Here is a 19,464-nt window from a genome sequence, read left to right as displayed (position 1 = left end):
TCTGTAGTAAGCTCACAAGGTTAATTCAAAAACAACAGTATTTACTTCAGGTCACTTGAGATAGCGTCTTTATGATTCGAATAGTTATTGCCGACGACCACACCATCATGCGCGAGGGTCTCAAGCGCATCCTCGACGGCGCCCCCGACATCGATATCGTGGGCGAGGCGATCGACGGCTTCGAAGTGCTCGGCCATGTGCGCCAGGGCGGCTTCGACCTGCTGCTGCTGGACCTGTCGATGCCGGGGCGCAGCGGCGTCGACCTGATCCGCCAGATCAAGGCCGAGGCGCCCAAGCTCGCCATCCTGATCCTCACCATGCACGAGGAGGAGCAATACGCCGTGCGCGCCATCCGCGCCGGCGCCCAGGGCTACCTGACCAAGGAGAGCGCCGGCACCCAGCTGGTCGGCGCGATCCGCAAGGTCGCCTCCGGCCGGCCTTACATCAGCACCGAGGTGGCCGAGCAATTGGCCCTCAACATCATGATGCCCAACGAGAGCCTGTTGCATAAACAGCTGTCGGACCGCGAGTTCGAGGTCTTTTCTTTGTTGGTCGCCGGAAAATCCATTACCGAGATCGCCAACAGCCTGCACCTGAGCGTGAAGACCGTCAGCACCCATAAAACCCGCATCATGCAGAAAATGGGCATGAACTCGCTCTCGGAGATGGTCCAATATGCCGTGGCGCATCGACTGTTGTCTCCCTTCAAGACCTGACGACCATACTGATCAGTAGGAGTCCTCCTACACCCGTGCGCTGACGCCTACTCCCATATTCAGCCATTGCTGATATCTATCTGCTCCCTCTGTTGGCATACTGAAACCACACGATTGATGCTGCAAGGCTACACGCAATGTTACGAGATGCCATACGGAACATTTGCTGTACAAGATGTCATGCAATCAAGCGTCCCCTGCCTAACGTACAGAGTCACCCGATCAGGAGATCAACATGCTGTCAACGCAAGCGTCTGAAATTCGCCCAGTCACCACCGCGACGGTGCAATCCTCGTCGATGGAAGCAGGCCGCCAGCGTCAGGGACGGCTCTGGTCGAACCTGAAAGAGGTCTGCGACCTGCTGCACATCCCGGCGGCCGTCTCGGTCTCGACCGAAGAACTGCTGTTCCAGCACGTGCAGTTCAAGACGGGCCAGCGCATCCACACGATCGGCCAGCCGTTCGACACGCTGTACATCGTCAACTCCGGCTTCCTCAAAACCGTGCTGATCGACGAGTTCGGCAACGAACAAGTACTCAGCTTCCCGATGAAGGGCGACATGCTCGGCGTCGACGGCATCCATACCCGCCACTACTCGTCGGAGGCGGTGGCGCTGTCGGACTGCGACCTGATTTTGCTGCCGTTCAAGAAGCTCACCGCGCTCGGCCGCGTGCACCTGGAGCTGGAAAACATGATGTACGGCGTCATGAGCCGCGAACTGGTGCGCGAACAGGCGATGATCGGCATGCTGGGCGCGCTCAGCGCCGAGGCCCGCGTGGCGCGTTTCCTGGTCTCGCTGGCGGACCGTTTCGCGCAGATGGGTTATTCCAGCAAGCTGTTCAACCTGCGCATGACGCGCCACGAGATCGGCAGCTACCTGGGCCTGACCTTGGAAACGGTCAGCCGCACGTTGTCGGCCTTTAACGAAATCGGCCTCATCAGCGTCGACCAGCGCACGATCGGCATCAAGGACCCGGAGGCGCTCAAAACCTTGCGGCGCCTGCCGCCGTCGCGCACCCGCGCCAAACAACTGGCCGCGGCCAAAAGCAAGGCGGGCGAGACGGTCACGCCCGGCCAGCTGCTGGCCGCGCTGTAGGCCCCGGCCGTTATCGGGCAATCACCCAGCCTTGGGCCCGGCCTCCCCGCCGGGCTTTTTTTCGTGCGTCACCCCGCAGTGGCACTCGGCAGTGTCACCCGCTTTCATTTCAAATAACGCTTGCATTCCATCCCGCCTTCCACAATAATGAATGCAAATACGAATCATTCTTATTTAAAGGAGAAACGACGATGACCACCACCCTGCCCATGCCCGTCTCGCAGCAAGCCCGCCCTTCCCCCGCCGTGGTGTCTTCGGCGGTGTCGCCCGTCAAGCGCATTAGCAGCGCCGGCCTGATGGAAGGCGGCCGCGAACTCGAAATCGAACACGCAGGCCGCGTCTACCGCCTGCGCGTCACCCAGCTCAACAAGCTGATTTTGACCGCCTGATCCGGCCCGATCACCGTCCTTTAACCTTGCTTGTCCCGGGCGCCGCCGCGCCCACTCCCCCCCGAGTCGCCAGTCACACCGCCAGCCGCACTCCCAACCGACCAGGAGCGTTTGATGGCCATAGACCGTAGCAACCCGATTTTTCTCGCCCCGCCGCAGGGACAGGGCGGACACAATCCAGAACTGATGCTGTCCGCCGTGCTGCATCTGATGTCGCACTACACGGCCGGCGGCGACGCGGCCGGCGGCTGCGTCAAGCTGGCCTCGGTGATCGAACGCCACCTGAAGGCGCTGGCCAGCCTGCCGGACCTGGCGCCGGTGCTCAGCGCTACCTGCCAGCAGTTGTCCGAGCAGTGGGCCACGGTGGTCGAACGCAATATGCACGAGCAGGAGAAGTCCAACTTTCTCAGCCGCATCATGGCACGCGCGCGCAACACGCCGGCCACCGCCTGAGGAGACCACCCGATGTGCGAGAAACACGATCCGCTGGCGGCCATCGTCGCCGCCGTCATGCCGCAACTGGGCACCGCCAACCCGGCGCCCGCCCAGTCCCAGGCCCCGATGCGGTTTGACGCCGACCAGCCGGCCCGGCAAGTCGTCAAACCGGTCATCAGCAACGTTGCGGCGATACTCGCCGGCGATCCGGAGGCGCAAACCTCGCGCCGCCGCCGCTTGTGGGAACTGGGCCACGCCTGCCACTGCCCGCTGGTCGGCGTCGGCTTCCCGCTGGGCGTGCTGCGCAAGCTGGTCGACAAGGTCACCAGCGGCAAGGTCGTGGCCGATGATTACGAGGTGCACGTGGGCGCGGTCACCGAATGCGCCAACCGCAACCGCCTGTCCGAAGCGCTGCAAAAGGAACTGGAACGCCGTTACGCGGCCGTGCTGCTGCGCTTTCGCGGCGCCAAAACGACCGAACAGGTCGGCGAGCTGTGGCGCACCGCCGTGGCCAATGGCGACGTCGCCGGCGCCTTTTGGGCCGGGCTGACGCATCCGCGCTGCAGCAGCGAGCTGGAGGAACAGATGTGCCGCGACCTGCACATGGTGCAGCACCAGGCCGGCGCCTGCGTGCGCGCCGACATCGGCAAGTTCAACGCCACCCTGGCCGAGAATGTGCGCCTGACGCACGACCTCGCCAAGGCCCAGCAGCGCGCCGCCGCGCTGCTGGCCGACAAGAGCGCCGACGCCGAGCGCCACGCGACGCAAGTGATGCAGCTGCGCGCGCAACTGGTGGGCAAGGACAGCATGATCGATTCGCTGCGTACCGAGCTGGAACAGTTGAAGGAGTCGATCCCCGGCCTGGAAACGCGCGCCAAGCTGGCCGAGCGGCTGGCCCAGATGGACGAGCGCGAGCGCGCGCTGCGCCAGCAGATCGCCGAGCTCAAGACCGAGGCGCTGCGCGCGGTCGAGCCGCCGGCGCCGATCCATGAGGAAACGCGTCAGGTGGTCGAGCATGTCATGAAGATGCCGCTGCGCCTGAGCGACCGGGCCGTGCTGTGCGTGGGCGGACGCTCGGGCAACGTTGCCACCTACCGCGAGCTCATCGAGCAACAGGGCGCGCAGTTCGCCCACCACGACGGCGGGCTGGAGGACAACGCCAACCGCCTCGACGCCAGCCTGGCGGCGGCCGACCTGGTGATCTGCCAGACCGGCTGCATCAGCCACAGCGCCTACTGGCGGGTCAAGGATTATTGCAAGCGCACGGGTACGCGTTGCGTGTTCATCGACAATCCCAGCATCTCGAGCCTGGCGCGCGGCCTGGAGCAGGCCGGCGCCGAACCGTAAAGGCCGGCATAAAAAAAGCCCCCACCCGCCTGAAACACGGTTTTGACCGTGTTCAGGTTGGTGGGGGCTTTTGCTTGCTAAGCGCTGAAGCGGCTTAGAAGGTGTAGTTGCCGGTCAGGTAGAACGTCCGGCCGATAGGATCGGCGTAACGTGCGTCGTAGCCGATCTGGTGGCCGGACGAAGCGCGCAGCGACAGCGGCGGATTGCGGTCGGCGATGTTTTTCACGCCGGCGCGCAGGCCGATAGCCTTGGTCGCCTGCCACTTACCCTGCCAGTCGAAGGTCAGGTGCGACGGCACTTCGATACGGAACGTTTCGTTCTTGTTCGTACCCAGGTTGTACGAGGTCGCCGAGGCGTCCGTGTAACCGTTGCGGAAGTTGGCGATGACCGAGTTCGAGAACGCGCCGGTGTCGAGCGTGGTGGCCAGACGGATCACATGGCGGAACGATACGGAATCATTGATACCGAAGAAGTTCATGCTGTTGACCCAGTCGTTGCTGGTGCCCGGACGGGTGTAGTCCGACTTGAGCAGGTAGGTGCCGTTCAGCGTGGTGCTCAGGTTGCCGAAACCGAAGCGGTGACGGTAGGTCGTTTCCCAGTCGATACCTTGGTTGTGGGTCTGGCCGATGTTAACCGACAGCGTTTTCTTGGCCCACAGCGTCTGGCCGCTGCCTGGTTCCACGAAGGTGGTGAACAGGTCGCGGAACTGCACCGGATCGGCGAAGATCTGCGCTTCCGACACGGCGGAAACCGCGTCACGGATCTTCACGTCCCACAGGTCGGCCTGGACGTAGAACGACGAGGTCGGCTCGAAACGGAAGCCCACGGTGAACTGCTTCGACTTCTCAGGCTTGAGGTTCTCGTTGCCGCCGGACAGCACGTTGTACTGGCTCTTGCCAACGCGGCAGTAGGCCGAGTTCTCGGCGGCCAGGTTGGCCGGGCATTCCCATGGCGAGGCGGTGAAGCCGGCCGCCACCAGTGGCTGGCCGATGTCGAGCATCGACGGCGCCTTGAAGCCGGTGCCGTACGAGCCGCGCACCAGGAACGACTGGGTCGGCTGCCAACGGGCCGAAACCTTGTAGGTGCTGGCCGATTCCTTGCTGCCCATTTCGCGGTTGGCGACGTGGTTCTTGACCGCTTCGATGGTGTCGTAACGCGCAGCGGCGGTCACTTCGATGCTCTTGATCACAGGGATGTTCAACTCGGCAAACGCGCCGTAGTTGTCGCGTTCCATGTCGTACTCAGGCGAAGCGCTGAAGCCGTAGATGTCCGACGAGCTCGCGTTCGGGGTCTGCTTGTAGTGGTAGTTGCGGTAGTCGCCGCCCAGGGCGACGTTGGCCGCGCCCGCCGGCAGCTGGATCAGTTCGCGCGAACCGCGGAAGTCGATACCCTTGAGCGTGGTCGACGCCTCGCGGATCGAACCGTGGAACACCGAGTTGGCGATCAGTTGCTTGGTCGAGGCGCTTTGCTCGCCGGCGGCCAGGAACGGGTTGAACTGGTTGTTCGACAGCATGCTGCGGAACTCGGCGTTCTTGACATAGCCGCCCACATAGCGCTCGTCGATCGCGTTCTCGGACCAGGTCAGGCCGGCGCCGACGCTCCATGCGCCGATCTCGCCCTCGGTACCCAGCACCAGGTGTTTCGCTTCGGTGATGGTCTGGCTGTCGCGGGTACCCCAGTCGTAGGTACGGTAGGTGGCGGTGGCGCTCGACAGGTTGGCGTCCTGCGCGGCGGTCAGGTATGGACGCACGTAGTTGTTGTACAGCTGCGAGCCTTTGGCCAGCGCGATCGACGCGGTGTTCGGCGCGATGCGGGCGGTCAGGTCCATGCGCGAATACGCGGCCTCGGCAAACACTTCGAAGGTCTCGCCGACCTTGACGGTACCCTTGGCGAATACGGTGTCGCGCTTGCTGGACGGCACGATCTCAACGGTGGAGGCCGAATCGAAGCCGCAGTTCTGCACGGTGGCCGTGTTGTTCTTGGACGGCTGGTTCATCGGGCCGCATTGGCCGTTGATGTTGCGGTACGGATTGAAGCCGATCGACGAGGTCGACGTTGGCGTACGGCCGTCGCGGTAGGCGACGGCGACGTTGGCCGGCACGGCCGAGGTGCTCGAACGGTCGTGGATGTAGTTCTGGCCGTTGTAGCTGAATGGCAGGAACGAGCTGTTGGCGAAGTCGCGGTCGGTGGCCTTGATGCGGCTGTTTTCGTCGTGGCGGGCCGACAGCAACACGTTGTAGCGGTTGGTGTCCAGATCGCCGAAGCCGTAGGTGCCGCTGAAATTGCTGGACTGGCCGGCGCGGCTTTGGCCGGGCTGGCTGGCGGTCGCTTCGAAGCTGCCGCCTTGCAGGTTTTTCTTCAGGATGAAGTTGATCACGCCGGCGATGGCGTCCGAACCGTACAGGGCCGAAGCGCCGTCGGTCAGGATCTCGACGCGTTCAACCGCGCTCATCGGGATGGCGTTCAGGTTGATTGCGGAGCCCGAGCCTTGCGGGGCGATGCGGCGGCCGTTCAGCAGCACCAGGGTATAGCTTTCGCCGATATCGTGGATGGACGCGGACACGCGGCCACCGGAGTTGGTGCCGGCCGCGATGGCGGCGATGGTGAAACCTTGCATCGAAGGCAGGGCCTGGATCAGTTCGGCAACCGAAGTAGCGCCGGTCTTGGCGATCTGTTCCGAGCTCAGGCGCTGCACTGGCAGTGCGCCTTCAACGTTGATGCGTTTGATCGCCGAGCCGGTGATTTCGACTTTCTGGATGGCTTGCTCTTGTGCCGAAGCTTGACCTGCGAACATCGTGGTGCCGGCCAGGACTGCGAGTGCCAGACGCACCGAACGGGCGCCGACTTTCTCTTGCAAAATCATTCACTACTCCCTGTAATGTGGTTATATAAACTACATGAGCAAGGTGGATGCGTGCGCTTCGCGCTCTGGCGGCCAAGACAGGCCTGGCGCGGAAATCGGCCACCGGGGGCCGCAACGCAGGACGGAAAAGGATCAGGCTAGGCGACGAGTACGTAGGAACTATCCTTGCTCATCAGCGGGGGATTATGTAACGGCTTTGTCACAAAATGGGGATGTTTTATGGCAATTTTACGAAACAATAAGATGAAGTAGCGATATATGTGGATTGTTCAGTAACGAACCACCGTGAATAAACTTTATTTTGCGAAATCCTCGTCCTGCCGTATGCAAGCGTGGCATTTTTACCACATCGTTATATATGTCCCACGGCCAATATGACGATTTTGGTCAATAAACATCGCGCTGGTAACGCTTTTCAGTCACCAATGTATCCAATTGTAGCCGTCCCAGTATCTGTTCCAGCGCATCGTCGACGCCGGCTGCCATGCCCGCCAGACTGCCGCAGACATAGATCGCGGCGCCGTCCGCCACCCAGGCCCGCAACTTGTCGGCGCGCGCCGGCAGCAGATCCTGGACGTAGCGCGGCGCGCCGTTGGCGGCATCGCGCGACCAGGCCAGGTCCAGCTCGAGCCACCCGGCCCGTTGCAGCGCCTCCAGCTCGTCGCGGTAATGGAAGTCGTGGGCGCTGTTGCGCTCGCCGAACAGCAACCAGTTGCGCCCCTGCCCGGCCAGCGCGCGCGCCCTGAGGTGGCCGCGCAGGCCGGCGATGCCGCTGCCGTTGCCGATCAGGATCAACGGCCGCGCGGCGTTGCCCTCGAGCCGGAAACGCCGGTGCTGGCGCAAGCGCAGCCGCACCGTCTGGCCGATGTCGGCCTGGCGCGTCAGCCAGCCGGAGGCCACGCCATGGCTGCCGTCGTCGTGCCGGTGCAAGCGCACCAGCAGGTGCACGCCGCCATCGGCCGGGATCGAGGCGATCGAGTATTCGCGCGGCCGCGCCGGTTCGCCCGGCGCGGCAATCTGCACCAGGTCGCCCGACTGCCAATCCGGCAACAGGCCGCCCAACGGCGTCAGCTCCAGATGGTAGACCGGCGCCCCGGCGCTGCCCGGGTTGAGCTCGGCGCGCGCGCGCAATTGCCAGTCCTCGAACGACGGCGCGCTCCAGTCCGGCGCGTCGCTGGTGCCGGCCAGGTGGCTCAGTTGCTGGCGCCATAGCGCGATGGCGGCGTCGGCGCTGCGGTCGACCTCGATGCGGGGGAACAGGCTGTGCGCGCCGCGCGCGGCCAACCAGGCGTCCAGCGCCCGGCCGAACCCGCAGAATTGCGCGTAGGCGCTGTCGCCCAGCGCCAGCACCGCGTAGTGCAGGTGCGCCAGCGGCAATGCGCTGGTCATCAGGCGGCCGGCGAAGGCGGCGGCGGCGTCCGGCGCGTCGCCTTCGCCATAGGTGCTGACCAGGAACAGAATGCGCTCGGCGCGGCGCAGATCGTCGGCTTGCAGTTCGGACAGCTCGCTCAGTTGGGCGGCAATGCCGGCCAGCCGCAACGTCGCCAGGGTTTGCTGCGCCAGCGCCTCGGCGTTGCCGGTCTGGCTGGCGTAGGCGACGATCCAGCCGGGCGACGGCGACGCGGCGGCCTCGGCCTTGGCGCGCAGCGCGGCCTGGCGCTTGCGGCGATGGCGCAGATACGGCAACAGGCACACCAGGCCATAGCTGGCGCCCAGTCCTGCCACCAGCATCAATCGGGTAGGGTCGTCGGTCCAGATCATTCGAATTATTCGTCCAGCATGCCGCGTAAATGGGAACTCATGTGTTCGGTGAAGCCGCCGTCGGCGTCGCGGACCACGAAGCGCGCCGCCAGCCCCTGGCGTTCGGCCAGCGCCAGCCCCTGTTCGGCGCCCAGCACCGTCAGCGCGGTCGACCAGGCGTCGGCCGCCATGCACTGGCCGTGCACAACGGTGACGGACGCCAGGTCGTTGGCGATCGGCATGCCGCTGCGCGGGTCGATGGTGTGCGAATAGCGCCGTCCGTCGAGCTCGAAGTAGCGGCGGTAGTCGCCCGACGTGGCCACCGCCAGACCGTGCAGCGCCAGCACCAGCGACGCGGGCTCCTCCGTGCCCTGGGCATCACCGACCTCCTCCAGCGCCACCCACCACGGCTGGCCGTCCGGCTTGACGCCGGCGCCGCGCAGCTCGCCGCCGACCTCGACCAGGTAATGATCGATGCCCTGGGTTTTCAGATAATAAGCCAGCCGGTCGACGCTGTAGCCCTTGGCCACGGCCGACAAATCGAGCTGCACGCCGCCCGGCTGCAAGGCCTTGCGCCCTTCGCGCTCGAGCCGCACGCCGGCGGCGGCCAGCTGGGTGCGCGCGACGGCGATCTCGTCGGCTGCGGGCGGAACGAATTCGGGCTGGTCGAAGCGGCCGTAAGGGCCGAAGCCCCACAGGTTGACCAGGGAGCCGGCGCATGGATCGTAGGCGCCGCCGGAATCGCGCGCCACGCCCATCGCAAACGCCAGCACGTCAAAAAACGCCGGCGGCAAAGCCTGCCAGCTGCCCGCCTCGGCGCGGTTGAAACGGCCCAGGTCGGAATCGGCTTCCCAATGGCTCATCTCGGCCACGATGGCATCGAGCTGCTGTTGCAAGCCGTACTGTAAATCGTCGAACAGGTCCGCCGGCGCCGCCACCAGCCGCACCGACCAGCTGGTGCCCATGCTGCGGCCAACGAAATCGCGGATGACGCCGCCCGCCGGCGCCGGGTCGTCGGAAATATGATGAGGCAGGAGAACCCGGCGCATGCGGACCTTGTCGATGTCGAGCGTGAAACAGCGGACCGGATTACTCCGGCAGGATTTCCACGGTCGCCGCGTAGCTGGCGCGGCGCGGCGCCATCTGCGGCGGCTGGCCCTGCACCTGCGGCGCGGCCGCCGGCCAGCTGCTGCTGACCATGTACATGCCGGCCGCCGGCAAGGTGAACGTCAGCTCGCCCTTGGCGTCGGTGTTCTGGCGGATCTCGCCCAAAGTGCCGCGATAACGCACGCCGCCCGGGATCAGGCTCACGCCCTGGTTGGCGGCCGGCTTGCCATCGAGCAGGAAACGCCAGGTCGCCTTCTCGCCCGCGCGCAGGTCGTTCGGATGGGTGACCGGCACCATCTCCAGGCCCACGCCGGTGGTCTTGAAGACCGCCATGTCCGGGTCGCCGGTGGTGACGAAGGTTTCCAGGCGGCTGTCGGTGCGGGTCAGCTTGACCTCGGTCGCGTCGGCCGGCACGTCCTTGGCCAGGGTTTCCTCGGTGCCACGGAAGCGCTTCATCTCGCCGGCCGCGTTCTTGTAGCTGCCGAACACGTTCTTCGACACCAGCTCGATTTTATAGGTGCCCGGCTTGGGCAGCTTGAGGTCGAAACTGTTGCGCATCTTGCCGTTGGCGACGTTCTGCTTCTCCAGCTTGGCGCCGTCCGGACCGGTGATGACGACGGTGTCGACTTTGAGCGGCTGGTGGTCGACGTCGAACAGGCCTTCGGAGATGGCGGCGTCGATCGTGACCCAGGCTTCCTTGCCCTCGACGATGGTCGAGGTCGGCAGCAGCCAAGGCTTGTGCGCGTGCGCGGTCAACGCGATGCCGGCCAGCGCCAGCGCGACCAGTGATTTGTTTAATGTAGACATGTCCCCTGCTTTCTTATGGTTTCAGTTGTACAACCACGGCGCCCAGTTCTTCCTTGCCCTGGCCTTTGAGGTCCTGCTTGGCCTTCGGCGGCCACTGCAACGGCACCTTGACCACTTCGCGTCCACCCGCTTCGCGCGCCGCTTCCACCAGCAAGGTGTAATTACCGGCCGGCAGCTTGTCCAGCGCAGCCTTGGCGCCCGGGAACGTCAGCGACACTTCGCCCGGCGCCTTGGTCGCGCCGCTGACGCCGTCCATCGGCATCTCGACGTCGCGCCCGCTCTTGCGCCACCACTGGCGCATGTCCTTGAGCCACTTGGTGCCGGCGTTGTCCTTCTTCTTGGTGTCGTACAGCACGGCCAGGTTGGTCACCACTTTCTGGTCGGCGTTCTCCAGCCAGGCGGCGATGTAGGGGCGGTGGTATTCGGCAACGTTCAATTGCGGCACGTCGAGTTTGAGGGCCAGATCGGCGCCCATGGCCGAGGCGCTGGCCAGCGGCAGGCTCAACGCGATGGAATAACGTAATTTCATGGAGTACCCGGAAGAGAAAGTTAATGGATGAACAGCAAAGCGATGACAAACGGAATCAAAATACCCAGACCGACCATCGGCCAGGTGAACGGACGGTTGGCGGCGTGGAACTTCAGGATCAGCAAGCCGGTGATACAAAACACCAGGCAAGCGCCGGCGAAAATGTCGATGAACCAGTTCCACGCGGCGCCGGTGTTGCGGCCCTTGTGGACGTCGTTGAGCCACGAAATCCAGCCACGGTCGGTCTTCTCGAATTCGGCCGCGCCATCCTCGAGCGCGATGCGCACCCAGGCGTCGCCGCCGGCCTTGGGCATCGGCAGGTAGACCTCGTCGGCGGCCCATTCGGCCGCGCGGCCGCCGGCCTGCACTTTCCACGTATCGCTCAACCATTGTTCGGCGGCGGCCGGCAACGGCTCCTTCGCGCCGTCGTGCTCGGCCGCGTAGGCGCGCAACTGCGCCGTCAGCGCCGCCGGCGCGGTGGCCTGCTGGCGCACCACGGTCGGCTTGGCCTCGATTTGCGAGGCGTGATTCAGGGTGATGCCGGTAATGCTGAACAAAAACATGCCGAGCAGGCATAAAGCCGAGCTGATCCAGTGCCACTGGTGCAGGTTCTTCAGCCACACCGCGCGGCTGGCATTGCTGGCTTGTTGAGCGCTCAATTCATGTCCTCTAATCCGTGAAATAGTCGCCTTTGAGCCAGGCACAAACACAAATGATAATTATTATCATTTACGTTGTCAACCTGTCCAATGTAACGCCTGTGTAAAGTTACCCGTGTAAGCTGGCTTGACCACCTTAGCGTGAGACCGCGTACAGAGTCCGAGCCCGGCGGCGGGTATGCTGGCCCGACATCATCCTTTTCGTCATGGAGGCGCATCATGCCGCTGTATTCGCAAGACCAGATCAACACCATCTCCGCCAAGATCAAGGATGTGCGCTTTGGCATGTTCACCACGTTCGACTCGGACCACGTGCTCACCAGCCGTCCGCTGACGACGCAGCAGATCGACAACGAGGGCAACCTGTGGTTCTTCGCCTCCGACGAGGCGGGCTTCGTGCTCGACCTGCCGAAGCACTCGGGCGTCAATATCAGCTACTCCGACCCGGAGCGCAACCTTTATCTGTCCATCTCCGGACGCGCTTACGTGCTCAAGGACCGCGCCAAGGCGCGCGAGCTGTGGAACGCGGCCGCGCGCAGCTGGTTCCCCGAGGGCGTCGACGATCCGCACCTGACGTTGATCCGCGTGCGCATCGAATCGGCCGAGTACTGGGACGCCGGCTCGACCAAGATGACACAGCTGGTGCAGATTGCCAAGGCGGCCATCACCGGCCGCTCGCCGATGCCGATCGGCCGCCACACCACCATCTGCCTGTAAGCGCCCGCGCAAACCGGACGCGCAAAAAAAAGGATCTGCGGACATGACATCCGCAGATCTTAAAACAGCTGGGTTCAGAGGAAAGCGCCCCAGCCGCACATCAACCGTATATCAGGACCTGGAGCCGGAACGGTTGCCACGGCCGGCCCTGCCGGTACCGCCGCCGCCTTCATCGTTCTGGTTCTCGTCACCGCCACCGCTCCGGTTGCCGCCACCGGAACCACCACGCGAACCGCTGCTGCTGCTTTGGCTGTTCTGATCGTTCTTGTGGCTCATCGCACCGGCGCGGCGCGCTTCTTCCGAAGTGAATTCGTGGGCCGTACCTTTTTGGTGGGCGGCACGGCCGCCCTGCGCAGCGATCATGCGCTGCTGTTCCGGGTCCATCGAAGCGAAGCCGCGTTTTTTCGGTGCGCTTTGCTCGTTGCCGGATGTGCCGCCCTGTTTGCTTCCTCGACTGCCGCCCTGATTACCGCTCCTACCGTTAGTGGCCATGTTGATCTCCTTGGATGAGTGTCTCGTTCCCGCTTGCTTCACAGGTGAGACCATCGTAGAGCACCGCCAAGTGACGCAATATAGGACTTGCGCAGTTGATAATGTAGGAGCATTCCCTGTACAGCCAGTCACGGACGACTTACTTGACTAGTTCGGCACAGGCTGCGGTTTGACCGGCACCTCGACCACCGTATCGCCGCTGGTGACGAAAAGGCGCTCGCCCGGCTCGGGCAGTACCGGGTGGCCGCCGGTGAAAGCGCCGAACGCGGGCAGCACCACCCGCCCCTGGCCGACCAGAAAGCACGGCAGCAGCAGCGAATCCCAGCCGGCGCGCAAGCGGTACACCGGATGCACGTGGCCGGCCATCAGATAGCCCGACACCAGCAGGTCGGGATGGTGGCAGAACGCGAACGGCGCCTGTTGCAGCGGCTCGTCGACCATGTCGATCGCCAGCCGTGCCGGCGGATCGCCTGCGTGGGCGTCGTGGTTGCCGCGCACCACCGTCAGCTTCAGCGCCGGCCGCGCCAGGCGCCAGCCGTGCAGCGCCGTCATCGTGGCCTCGGCGTGCGCCGCCTTCGCGTGCAGGAAGTCGCCCAGGAACAGGATTTCGCGCACCGCGTGGCGCGCCAGCAAACCGTCGAGCGCGCGCAGATTGGCCGCCGTCGTCCCGCCCGGCACCGGCACGCCCAGCGCGCGGAACGAGGCGGCCTTGCCGAAGTGGATATCGGCGATGATCAGCATTTTTTCGCGCGGCCAGTACATCGCTTTCTCCGGCAACAGCAGCACCTGCTCGCCGGCCAGGTCGATGGTCAGCGTGCCCGCCATGCCAGCGACGCCGGCTTCCTCCATCTGTTGCGCCTTGCTGATAGTGATCGTCATGGTCCGGCCGCCTTTTCAAGTTCGCGCACCAGCCTGGCGACGCGATCCGACAGTTTTTCGGTACTGAGCTTTTCGCGGAAGCGCTCGACCATCAGCGCGAAGCCGAACGGCGTGGCCCGCTTGGTTCCATGATAACTGACTTGGCGCGCTTGCAACGCCTCTAATGTGGCGCGCAGCCGGTTCAATTCCAGTTCCTGCTCGAGCACCTCGCGCTGGGCCTGGGTGAGTAGCATATTGCCAGCGTCGTGCTGACGGAACACGGCGAAAAACAGCTGCGACGACGCTTGCAGCTGGCGCGCGCTTTTGGGCTGGCCGGGATAGCCCTGGAACACCAGCCCGGCGATGCGGGCGATCTCGCGGAAGCGCCGCTGCGACAGCTCGGTCGCGTTCAGGCTGGCCAGCACGTCCTCGAGCAAGTGCTCGGTACTGAACAGGCCCACGTCCGCGCCGCTGCCGCCTTTGGTGCCGAGCAGCGCCGCCCAGTCGATCTCCTGCGGCGCCAGCAGCTCGAAACCGTAGTCGTTGACGGCGATCGAAAACGTCACCGGCGTCATGCGGCCGACCCGCCACGCCAGCAATGACGCCAGCCCGATGTGCACCGAGCGCCCGACGAACGGAAACATGAACAGGTGGCGGCCCTCGCGGCTCTGCATGCTCTCGACCACCGTGGTGTCCGGCGTGGGCAGCGCCGACCAGCGCTGCTGGATTTCCAGCAGCGGCTTGAGCGCCTGCATCTCCGGCCCCTCGTAGCGGTCCAGCGTGGCCAGGCGCAGCTGCTCGAGCGCCGCGTGCGCCAGCTCGGACGACATCGGCATCTTGCCGCCCTGCCAGCGCGGCACCGCGCCTTTCTTGACGCCGGTGGCGCGTCGGACGTAGGCGGTCATCTCGTGCAAGCGGACGAATTCGAGGATGCGCCCGCCGAACAGGAAATGGTCGCCCTTGCTCAGCCGCGAGATGAACGATTCCTCGACGCTGCCGATGCGGCCGCCGGTGAGGAACTTGACCTGCAGCGAACTGTCCGACACGATGGTGCCGATGCCCATGCGGTGGCGCCGTCCCAGCGCGACGTCCGGCACGCGGTAGACGCCCTCTTCGTCCGGCAGCACGCGCCGGTATTCCGGATACACGGCCAGGGTCTGGCCGCCGCGCGCGACGAAGTCCAGCGCCCACTGCCATTCGTCCGGCCCCAGGTCGCGGTACGACCACGCGGTGCGCACCTCGCGGTACAGCTCCTCCGAACGGAAGCCGCCGCCCAGCGCCATCGTCACCAGATGCTGCACCAGCACGTCGAGCGGCTTGTCCGGCACCGGACGCGCCTCGATGTCGCGCGCCGCCACCGCCTGGCGCGCGCCGGCCGCCTCCAGCAGCTCCATGCTTTGCGTCGGCACCAGGGTCAGGCGCGACACCCGGCCCGGCGCATGGCCGCTGCGGCCGGCCCGCTGCAGCAGCCGCGCGATGCCCTTGGCGCTGCCGATCTGCAGCACGCGCTCGACCGGCAGGAAGTCCACACCCAGGTCCAGGCTGGAGGTGCACACCACCGCCTTGAGCTGTCCCTGTTTCAAGCCCTGCTCGACCCAGTCGCGCACCTCCTTGTCGAGCGAGCCGTGATGCAGCGCGATCAGGCCGGCCCAATCAGGACGCGCCTCGAGCATATGCTGATACCACAGCTCCGCCTGCGAACGGGTGTTGGTGAACACCAGCGTGGTGGCGTGTTTTTCGATCTCCGCGATCACCGGTCCGAGCATCTGGATGCCCAGGTGTCCGCCCCACGGAAAGCGCGACGGATTGGCCGGGATCAGCGTGTCGACCTGGATCTCCTTGGCCACGTGGCCTTCGACGGTGACGCCGTCCGGCATCAACGCCTGTTTGGCCTGCTCCAGGTTGCCGAGCGTGGCCGACAGGCCCCACACCAGCAACGCCGGATTCCACATGCGCAGGCGCGCCAGCGCCAGCTGCGTCTGCACGCCGCGCTTGTTGCCCATCAACTCGTGCCACTCGTCGATGATGATCATGTCGAGCTGGGCGAACTGGGTGGCCGCCTCCGCCTTGCTGAGCAGCAGGGTCAGGCTCTCGGGCGTGGTGATCAGGGTGTCGGGCAGCTTCTTGTTTTGCCGCGCGCGCTGCGCCGAGCCGGTGTCGCCGGTGCGCGCCTCGACCTGCCACGCGGGCGCGAGCGCCACGGCCGACTCCTGCAAGGCGCGTAGGGTGTCGGCGGCCAACGCCCGCATCGGCGTGATCCACAGCACCTTGATGCCGGCCTTGGCACGACCCGGTTTCTCCACGGCGGCGCGCTGCAAGGCGGCGAACCATACCGCGTAAGTCTTGCCGGCGCCGGTGCTGGCGTGCAGCAGCCCGGAATAGCCGGCCGCCGCCGCCGCCCACACCTCGCGCTGGAACGGGAACACGCTCCAGCCGCGCGCCGCGAACCAGGCTTCCGCTGGCGTGGCCGGAGCCGGAGTTGGGGCTGGGACTGCGGCTGGGGCTGCGGCGGCTTTCCGTCTGGCCGGCGGGCGGCCTTCGCGGGCGTTCATGAGGTCGCCAACAGGCTTTTCAGCGTGTCGAGCGTGTCCGCTTCGTCGATCGATTTATCGTCGCGCTGGCGCAGGATGCGGGGAAAACGCACGGCGATGCCGGATTTGTGGCGCGGCGAGCTGGCGATGCCCTCAAAGCCGATCTCGAACACCATGCTGGGCGTGACGCTGCGCACCGGCCCGAATTTTTCCACCGTGGTCTTGCGGATGGCCTGGTCGACCTTGGCGATCTCGGCGTCGGTGAGACCCGAGTAGGCTTTGGCGAACGGCACCAGCTTGCGCTCGCCGCCCTCGCCTTCCTGTTCCCACACGGCAAAGGTGTAGTCGGTGTACAACGAGGCCCGCCGGCCATGGCCGCTTTGCGCGTAGATCAGCACCGCGTCCACGCTGTACGGATCGATCTTCCACTTCCACCAGGTGCCGACGTTCTTGGTGCGGCCGACGCCGTACTTGGCGTCGTTCGCCTTGAGCATCATGCCCTCGACGCCGCGCTCGCGCGATTCCTCGCGGATTTTCGCCAGATGCTCCCAGCTGTCGGCCACGATCAGCGGCGACAGCCGCAACTGCGGCGCCGCCTGCTGCGCGCGCAACATGCTCACCAGTTGTTCGAGCATGCGCCGGCGCTCGGACTGCGGCAGCTCGCGCAGGTCGCGGCCGTCCATTTCCAGCAAATCGTAGGCCACCAGCACGGCCGGCAATTCGCCCAGCAGGCGCGCCGACACCTGCTTGCGGCCCATGCGTTTTTGCAGGTCGGCGAAAGGCGCCGGCGCGCTGCCGCCATGCCAGATCAAGATTTCGCCGTCGATCACTACGCCGTCGGGCAGGTGCAGCGCGGCCAGCTCGGGGAAGCGTTCGGTGATCAAATCCTCGCCGCGCGACCACAGCCAGTTCTGGCCGTCGCGGCTGACCAGCTGCGCGCGCATGCCGTCGTATTTCCATTCGACCTGCCAGTCCGACAGCGGCCCCAGCGAGGCCGGCTCGCGGTCGAGCAGCGCGTGCGCCAGGAAGAACGGATACGGCTGGCCGCCGCGCTGCGCGTGTTCCTCCGGCGTGTGGGCGGCGATCAATTGCAGGAAGCCGGCCGCCGTGGGGCTGACGCTGCCGTCGGTCCAGCCCATCAGGCGCTGCGCGACCAGCTTGCTGTCAAGGTTGGCGATGGCGCTGAGCGCGCGCGTCACCAGCAGGCGCGACACGCCGACGCGGAAGCCGCCGCCGATCAGTTTTGTCAGCAGGAAGCGCTCGCGCGTGTCGAGTTGATCCCAGTACAGCAGCAGCGCCGAACGCACCGCTTCCGGCGCCGCGCCGCGCAACGGCGCTATGCCCAGCTCGATCCAGTCGGCCAGGCCGATGTCGCTCGGCTGGCTGGGCGGCGGCAGGATGTGGGCGATGGTCTCGGCCAGGTCGCCGACCGCGTGGTAGCACTCGTCGAACAACCAGTCGTCCAGGCCCGAATATTCGATCGCGAACTGGCGCAGCAGCTTGGTCGGCACCGCCTGGCGCGGCTTGCCGCCGGCCAGGAAGTACACGGCCCAGGCCGCATCCTGCGGGGCCGCGCTGGTGAAATAGGCTTGCAGCGCCGCCAGCTTGCGGCTGGTGGAGGTGGTCTCGTCGAGTTCCGCGTAAAGACGGGCGAAATCACGCATCGTCGGCTCCTTGCGTTTCCATCGCCTGGGCGGTGGCGGCGGTGGCGGCCGGGTCGGCAGCGACGCCGGCCGCTACCACTTCGTCGGCCTCGTCGTCGCCGTATTCGGTGTCGAAGCCGCTGGCCTGCAAGCCCTGCTGCTGCAACCAGCGCACCAGCACCGGGATCGAACCGTGGGTGACGATCACCCGCTCGGCGCCGGTGGCGGCAATCGCCTGCATCAGTCCCGGCCAGTCGGCATGGTCGGACAGCACGAAACCGCGATCGACGCCGCGCCGGCGGCGCGCGCCGCGCAGCTGCATCCAGCCGCTGGCGAAGGCGTCGCTGAAATCGCCGAAGCGCTTGACCCACGGAGAACCGGCGGCCGACGGCGGCGCGATAACCATGGCGCGGCCGATGTCCTGCTTGTCGACCTCGCCCACCATGACAGTCGGCGGCAACCACACGCCGCCGTCGCGGTAGACCTGGTTCAGGGTCTGCACCGCGCCATGGCAGATGATCGGGCCGATGTCCGGGTCCAGGCCGCTCAGGATGCGCTGCGCCTTGCCGAAGCTGTAGCACTGCATGACGCTGGCGCGCCCCTGCTCGGCGTTGGACCGCCACCAGTCGTTGATGTCGTCGTACACTTCCTGCTGCGGCTGCCACTGGTAAATCGGCAGGCCGAACGTCGATTCGGTGATGAAGGTATCGCAGCGCACCGGCTCGAACGGCGCGCAGGTGCTGTCCGCCTCGACCTTGTAGTCGCCGGACGCCACCCACACGCGGCCCTGGTACTCCATGCGCACCTGCGCCGACCCCAGCACGTGGCCGGCCGGGTGCAGCGAGATCGTCACACCGTTATGCACCACCCGCTCGCCGTAGGCCAGGCCCTCGATATGGATCGGTCCCAGGCGCGACTTGACCACGTTCACCCCGGTTTCGGCCGTCAGGTAGTGCTGATGGCCGCCGCGGGCGTGGTCGCCATGGGCGTGCGTGATCACGGCGCGTTCCACCGGGAGCCAGGGGTCGATGTAGAACTGGCCGGGCACGCAGTACAGGCCTTCCTTGCGGACGACCACCAGATCGGACGATGCGGACGCGGGTGTGGACATAGCGGATGTGGACATACTAGCTTTCAGAATCGGCACTCAGCCACGATGAGCCGATTCTGTCGCCGTCATATGCCCCCGTCTGTCAGGCAGCGCACCCTCATGAGGGATCGATAAACTCTGCCATAAAACAGAGGTTGTCGTCTTCCCCGGTGTCGACAACGATATGTTCGTCGCCGATCATCAGCATGGCGGCAAGGTCGAGGCTCCTGACAGTGGGGCTTGGCTGCGCAGCCCCGCCCTCGCTGCCGGTGTGTCGATGATGTTGCGATGTTTGTTGCTGTACTTGCTTGTCATTGTTTTTTGGCTTGCCCGGACGCTGTGAGTCGGCGTTCTTTTTTCTGGTCGACATAGATTTTCCGTTTGGATGGTCAAAGACGCGCCCCATGAAAGTCGTGACGCACTGCGACAAGAGTAGCCTGCATGG

Annotated in this window: 18 protein-coding genes; 6 read left to right on the top strand and 12 right to left on the bottom strand. The window is 65.3% G+C overall.

Annotated features, from left to right (window positions below):
• Positions 1–71 precede the first annotated feature (71 nt).
• The 5 genes from ACZ0BA_RS00945 to ACZ0BA_RS00925 all read left to right on the top strand — a co-directional run bounded on the left by ACZ0BA_RS00945 (position 72) and on the right by ACZ0BA_RS00925 (position 3,983).
• A complete protein-coding gene (locus tag ACZ0BA_RS00945) occupies positions 72–716 on the top strand; it encodes a response regulator (RefSeq protein ID WP_090314830.1) in 645 nt (214 codons plus the stop codon).
• A 298-nt stretch (positions 717–1,014) separates the two neighbouring features.
• Positions 1,015–1,812: a Crp/Fnr family transcriptional regulator gene (locus ACZ0BA_RS00940; RefSeq protein ID WP_463454688.1), complete on the top strand. Its 798-nt coding sequence runs from the start codon at positions 1,015–1,017 to the stop codon at positions 1,810–1,812.
• A 191-nt stretch (positions 1,813–2,003) separates the two neighbouring features.
• Positions 2,004–2,201, top strand: coding sequence for a hemin uptake protein HemP (hemP, locus tag ACZ0BA_RS00935; RefSeq protein WP_463449503.1), 198 nt, complete (start codon positions 2,004–2,006; stop codon positions 2,199–2,201).
• A 114-nt stretch (positions 2,202–2,315) separates the two neighbouring features.
• Complete coding sequence (locus tag ACZ0BA_RS00930) at positions 2,316–2,654, top strand: hypothetical protein (RefSeq protein ID WP_463449502.1); 339 nt, start codon at positions 2,316–2,318, stop codon at positions 2,652–2,654.
• Positions 2,655–2,666: 12 nt separating this feature from the next.
• Positions 2,667–3,983, top strand: coding sequence for a DUF2325 domain-containing protein (locus ACZ0BA_RS00925; RefSeq protein WP_463449501.1), 1,317 nt, complete (start codon positions 2,667–2,669; stop codon positions 3,981–3,983).
• A gap of 94 nt (positions 3,984–4,077) precedes the next feature.
• On the opposite strand, the gene ACZ0BA_RS00920 is transcribed toward ACZ0BA_RS00925, so the two are convergent.
• The 6 genes from ACZ0BA_RS00920 to ACZ0BA_RS00895 form a co-directional block, all read right to left on the bottom strand.
• Entirely contained in the window at positions 4,078–6,846 is a 2,769-nt protein-coding gene (locus ACZ0BA_RS00920; RefSeq protein WP_463449500.1) for a TonB-dependent receptor, read from the bottom strand.
• A 387-nt stretch (positions 6,847–7,233) separates the two neighbouring features.
• Positions 7,234–8,607, bottom strand: a complete 1,374-nt coding sequence (locus ACZ0BA_RS00915; protein ID WP_463449499.1) for a sulfite reductase subunit alpha — start codon at positions 8,605–8,607, stop codon at positions 7,234–7,236.
• Between the two features lie 5 nt (positions 8,608–8,612).
• Positions 8,613–9,635, bottom strand: a complete 1,023-nt coding sequence (locus ACZ0BA_RS00910) for an FAD:protein FMN transferase (RefSeq protein ID WP_463449498.1) — start codon at positions 9,633–9,635, stop codon at positions 8,613–8,615.
• A gap of 40 nt (positions 9,636–9,675) precedes the next feature.
• Entirely contained in the window at positions 9,676–10,500 is an 825-nt protein-coding gene (locus ACZ0BA_RS00905) for a DUF4198 domain-containing protein (protein ID WP_463449497.1), read from the bottom strand.
• Between the two features lie 13 nt (positions 10,501–10,513).
• Positions 10,514–11,029 carry a DUF2271 domain-containing protein gene (locus ACZ0BA_RS00900; RefSeq protein ID WP_090314843.1) on the bottom strand — a complete coding sequence of 172 codons (516 nt, stop codon included), beginning with the start codon at positions 11,027–11,029 and terminating at the stop codon, positions 10,514–10,516.
• Between the two features lie 20 nt (positions 11,030–11,049).
• On the bottom strand, positions 11,050–11,688 hold the full coding sequence (locus ACZ0BA_RS00895) for a PepSY-associated TM helix domain-containing protein (protein WP_463449496.1): 639 nt from the start codon (positions 11,686–11,688) through the stop codon (positions 11,050–11,052).
• A 219-nt stretch (positions 11,689–11,907) separates the two neighbouring features.
• Here ACZ0BA_RS00895 and ACZ0BA_RS00890 point away from each other — a divergent pair, with 219 nt between their 5' ends.
• A complete protein-coding gene (locus ACZ0BA_RS00890; protein ID WP_463449495.1) occupies positions 11,908–12,405 on the top strand; it encodes a pyridoxamine 5'-phosphate oxidase family protein in 498 nt (165 codons plus the stop codon).
• 111 nt (positions 12,406–12,516) lie between these two features.
• Here the strand turns inward: ACZ0BA_RS00890 and ACZ0BA_RS00885 are convergent, their stop codons facing one another.
• The 6 genes from ACZ0BA_RS00885 to ACZ0BA_RS00860 all read right to left on the bottom strand — a co-directional run bounded on the left by ACZ0BA_RS00885 (position 12,517) and on the right by ACZ0BA_RS00860 (position 19,389).
• Complete coding sequence (locus ACZ0BA_RS00885; protein WP_463449494.1) at positions 12,517–12,897, bottom strand: KGG domain-containing protein; 381 nt, start codon at positions 12,895–12,897, stop codon at positions 12,517–12,519.
• 147 nt (positions 12,898–13,044) lie between these two features.
• On the bottom strand, positions 13,045–13,722 hold the full coding sequence (gene pdeM / locus ACZ0BA_RS00880; protein ID WP_463454687.1) for a ligase-associated DNA damage response endonuclease PdeM: 678 nt from the start codon (positions 13,720–13,722) through the stop codon (positions 13,045–13,047).
• Positions 13,723–13,772: 50 nt separating this feature from the next.
• Positions 13,773–16,307 (bottom strand): ligase-associated DNA damage response DEXH box helicase, encoded by a 2,535-nt coding sequence (locus ACZ0BA_RS00875; protein WP_463449493.1) that lies wholly within the window; start codon positions 16,305–16,307, stop codon positions 13,773–13,775.
• Entirely contained in the window at positions 16,304–17,950 is a 1,647-nt protein-coding gene (locus tag ACZ0BA_RS00870) for an ATP-dependent DNA ligase (RefSeq protein WP_463449492.1), read from the bottom strand. The genes ACZ0BA_RS00875 and ACZ0BA_RS00870 overlap by 4 nt, the downstream gene beginning before the upstream one ends.
• Positions 17,943–19,055, bottom strand: a complete 1,113-nt coding sequence (locus tag ACZ0BA_RS00865) for a ligase-associated DNA damage response exonuclease (RefSeq protein ID WP_463449491.1) — start codon at positions 19,053–19,055, stop codon at positions 17,943–17,945. Before ACZ0BA_RS00865 ends, ACZ0BA_RS00870 begins: the two co-directional genes overlap by 8 nt.
• Before the next feature lie 82 nt (positions 19,056–19,137).
• The gene (locus ACZ0BA_RS00860) at positions 19,138–19,389 is read right to left on the bottom strand and encodes a hypothetical protein (protein WP_463449490.1); all 252 of its coding nucleotides are present in this window, start codon (positions 19,387–19,389) and stop codon (positions 19,138–19,140) included.
• Positions 19,390–19,464: the final 75 nt, after the last annotated feature.

The organism is Duganella sp. AC917 (assembly GCF_979258245.1).
Note: the sequence above shows the minus strand (reverse complement) of the source record. Positions and strands in the feature narration are given on the sequence as shown.

Coding starts and splice junctions, on each gene's coding strand:
- ACZ0BA_RS00920 (WP_463449500.1), bottom strand. CDS start 6,846: ATGATTTTGCAAGAGAAAGTCGGCGCCCGTTCGGTGCGTCTGGCACTC.
- ACZ0BA_RS00915 (WP_463449499.1), bottom strand. CDS start 8,607: ATGATCTGGACCGACGACCCTACCCGATTGATGCTGGTGGCAGGACTG.
- ACZ0BA_RS00885 (WP_463449494.1), bottom strand. CDS start 12,897: ATGGCCACTAACGGTAGGAGCGGTAATCAGGGCGGCAGTCGAGGAAGC.
- ACZ0BA_RS00860 (WP_463449490.1), bottom strand. CDS start 19,389: ATGTCGACCAGAAAAAAGAACGCCGACTCACAGCGTCCGGGCAAGCCA.
- ACZ0BA_RS00930 (WP_463449502.1), top strand. CDS start 2,316: ATGGCCATAGACCGTAGCAACCCGATTTTTCTCGCCCCGCCGCAGGGA.
- ACZ0BA_RS00900 (WP_090314843.1), bottom strand. CDS start 11,029: ATGAAATTACGTTATTCCATCGCGTTGAGCCTGCCGCTGGCCAGCGCC.
- ACZ0BA_RS00910 (WP_463449498.1), bottom strand. CDS start 9,635: ATGCGCCGGGTTCTCCTGCCTCATCATATTTCCGACGACCCGGCGCCG.
- ACZ0BA_RS00870 (WP_463449492.1), bottom strand. CDS start 17,950: ATGCGTGATTTCGCCCGTCTTTACGCGGAACTCGACGAGACCACCTCC.
- ACZ0BA_RS00940 (WP_463454688.1), top strand. CDS start 1,015: ATGGAAGCAGGCCGCCAGCGTCAGGGACGGCTCTGGTCGAACCTGAAA.
- ACZ0BA_RS00905 (WP_463449497.1), bottom strand. CDS start 10,500: ATGTCTACATTAAACAAATCACTGGTCGCGCTGGCGCTGGCCGGCATC.
- ACZ0BA_RS00875 (WP_463449493.1), bottom strand. CDS start 16,307: ATGAACGCCCGCGAAGGCCGCCCGCCGGCCAGACGGAAAGCCGCCGCA.
- ACZ0BA_RS00890 (WP_463449495.1), top strand. CDS start 11,908: ATGCCGCTGTATTCGCAAGACCAGATCAACACCATCTCCGCCAAGATC.
- pdeM (WP_463454687.1), bottom strand. CDS start 13,722: ATGGCGGGCACGCTGACCATCGACCTGGCCGGCGAGCAGGTGCTGCTG.
- hemP (WP_463449503.1), top strand. CDS start 2,004: ATGACCACCACCCTGCCCATGCCCGTCTCGCAGCAAGCCCGCCCTTCC.
- ACZ0BA_RS00925 (WP_463449501.1), top strand. CDS start 2,667: ATGTGCGAGAAACACGATCCGCTGGCGGCCATCGTCGCCGCCGTCATG.
- ACZ0BA_RS00865 (WP_463449491.1), bottom strand. CDS start 19,055: ATGTCCACATCCGCTATGTCCACACCCGCGTCCGCATCGTCCGATCTG.
- ACZ0BA_RS00945 (WP_090314830.1), top strand. CDS start 72: ATGATTCGAATAGTTATTGCCGACGACCACACCATCATGCGCGAGGGT.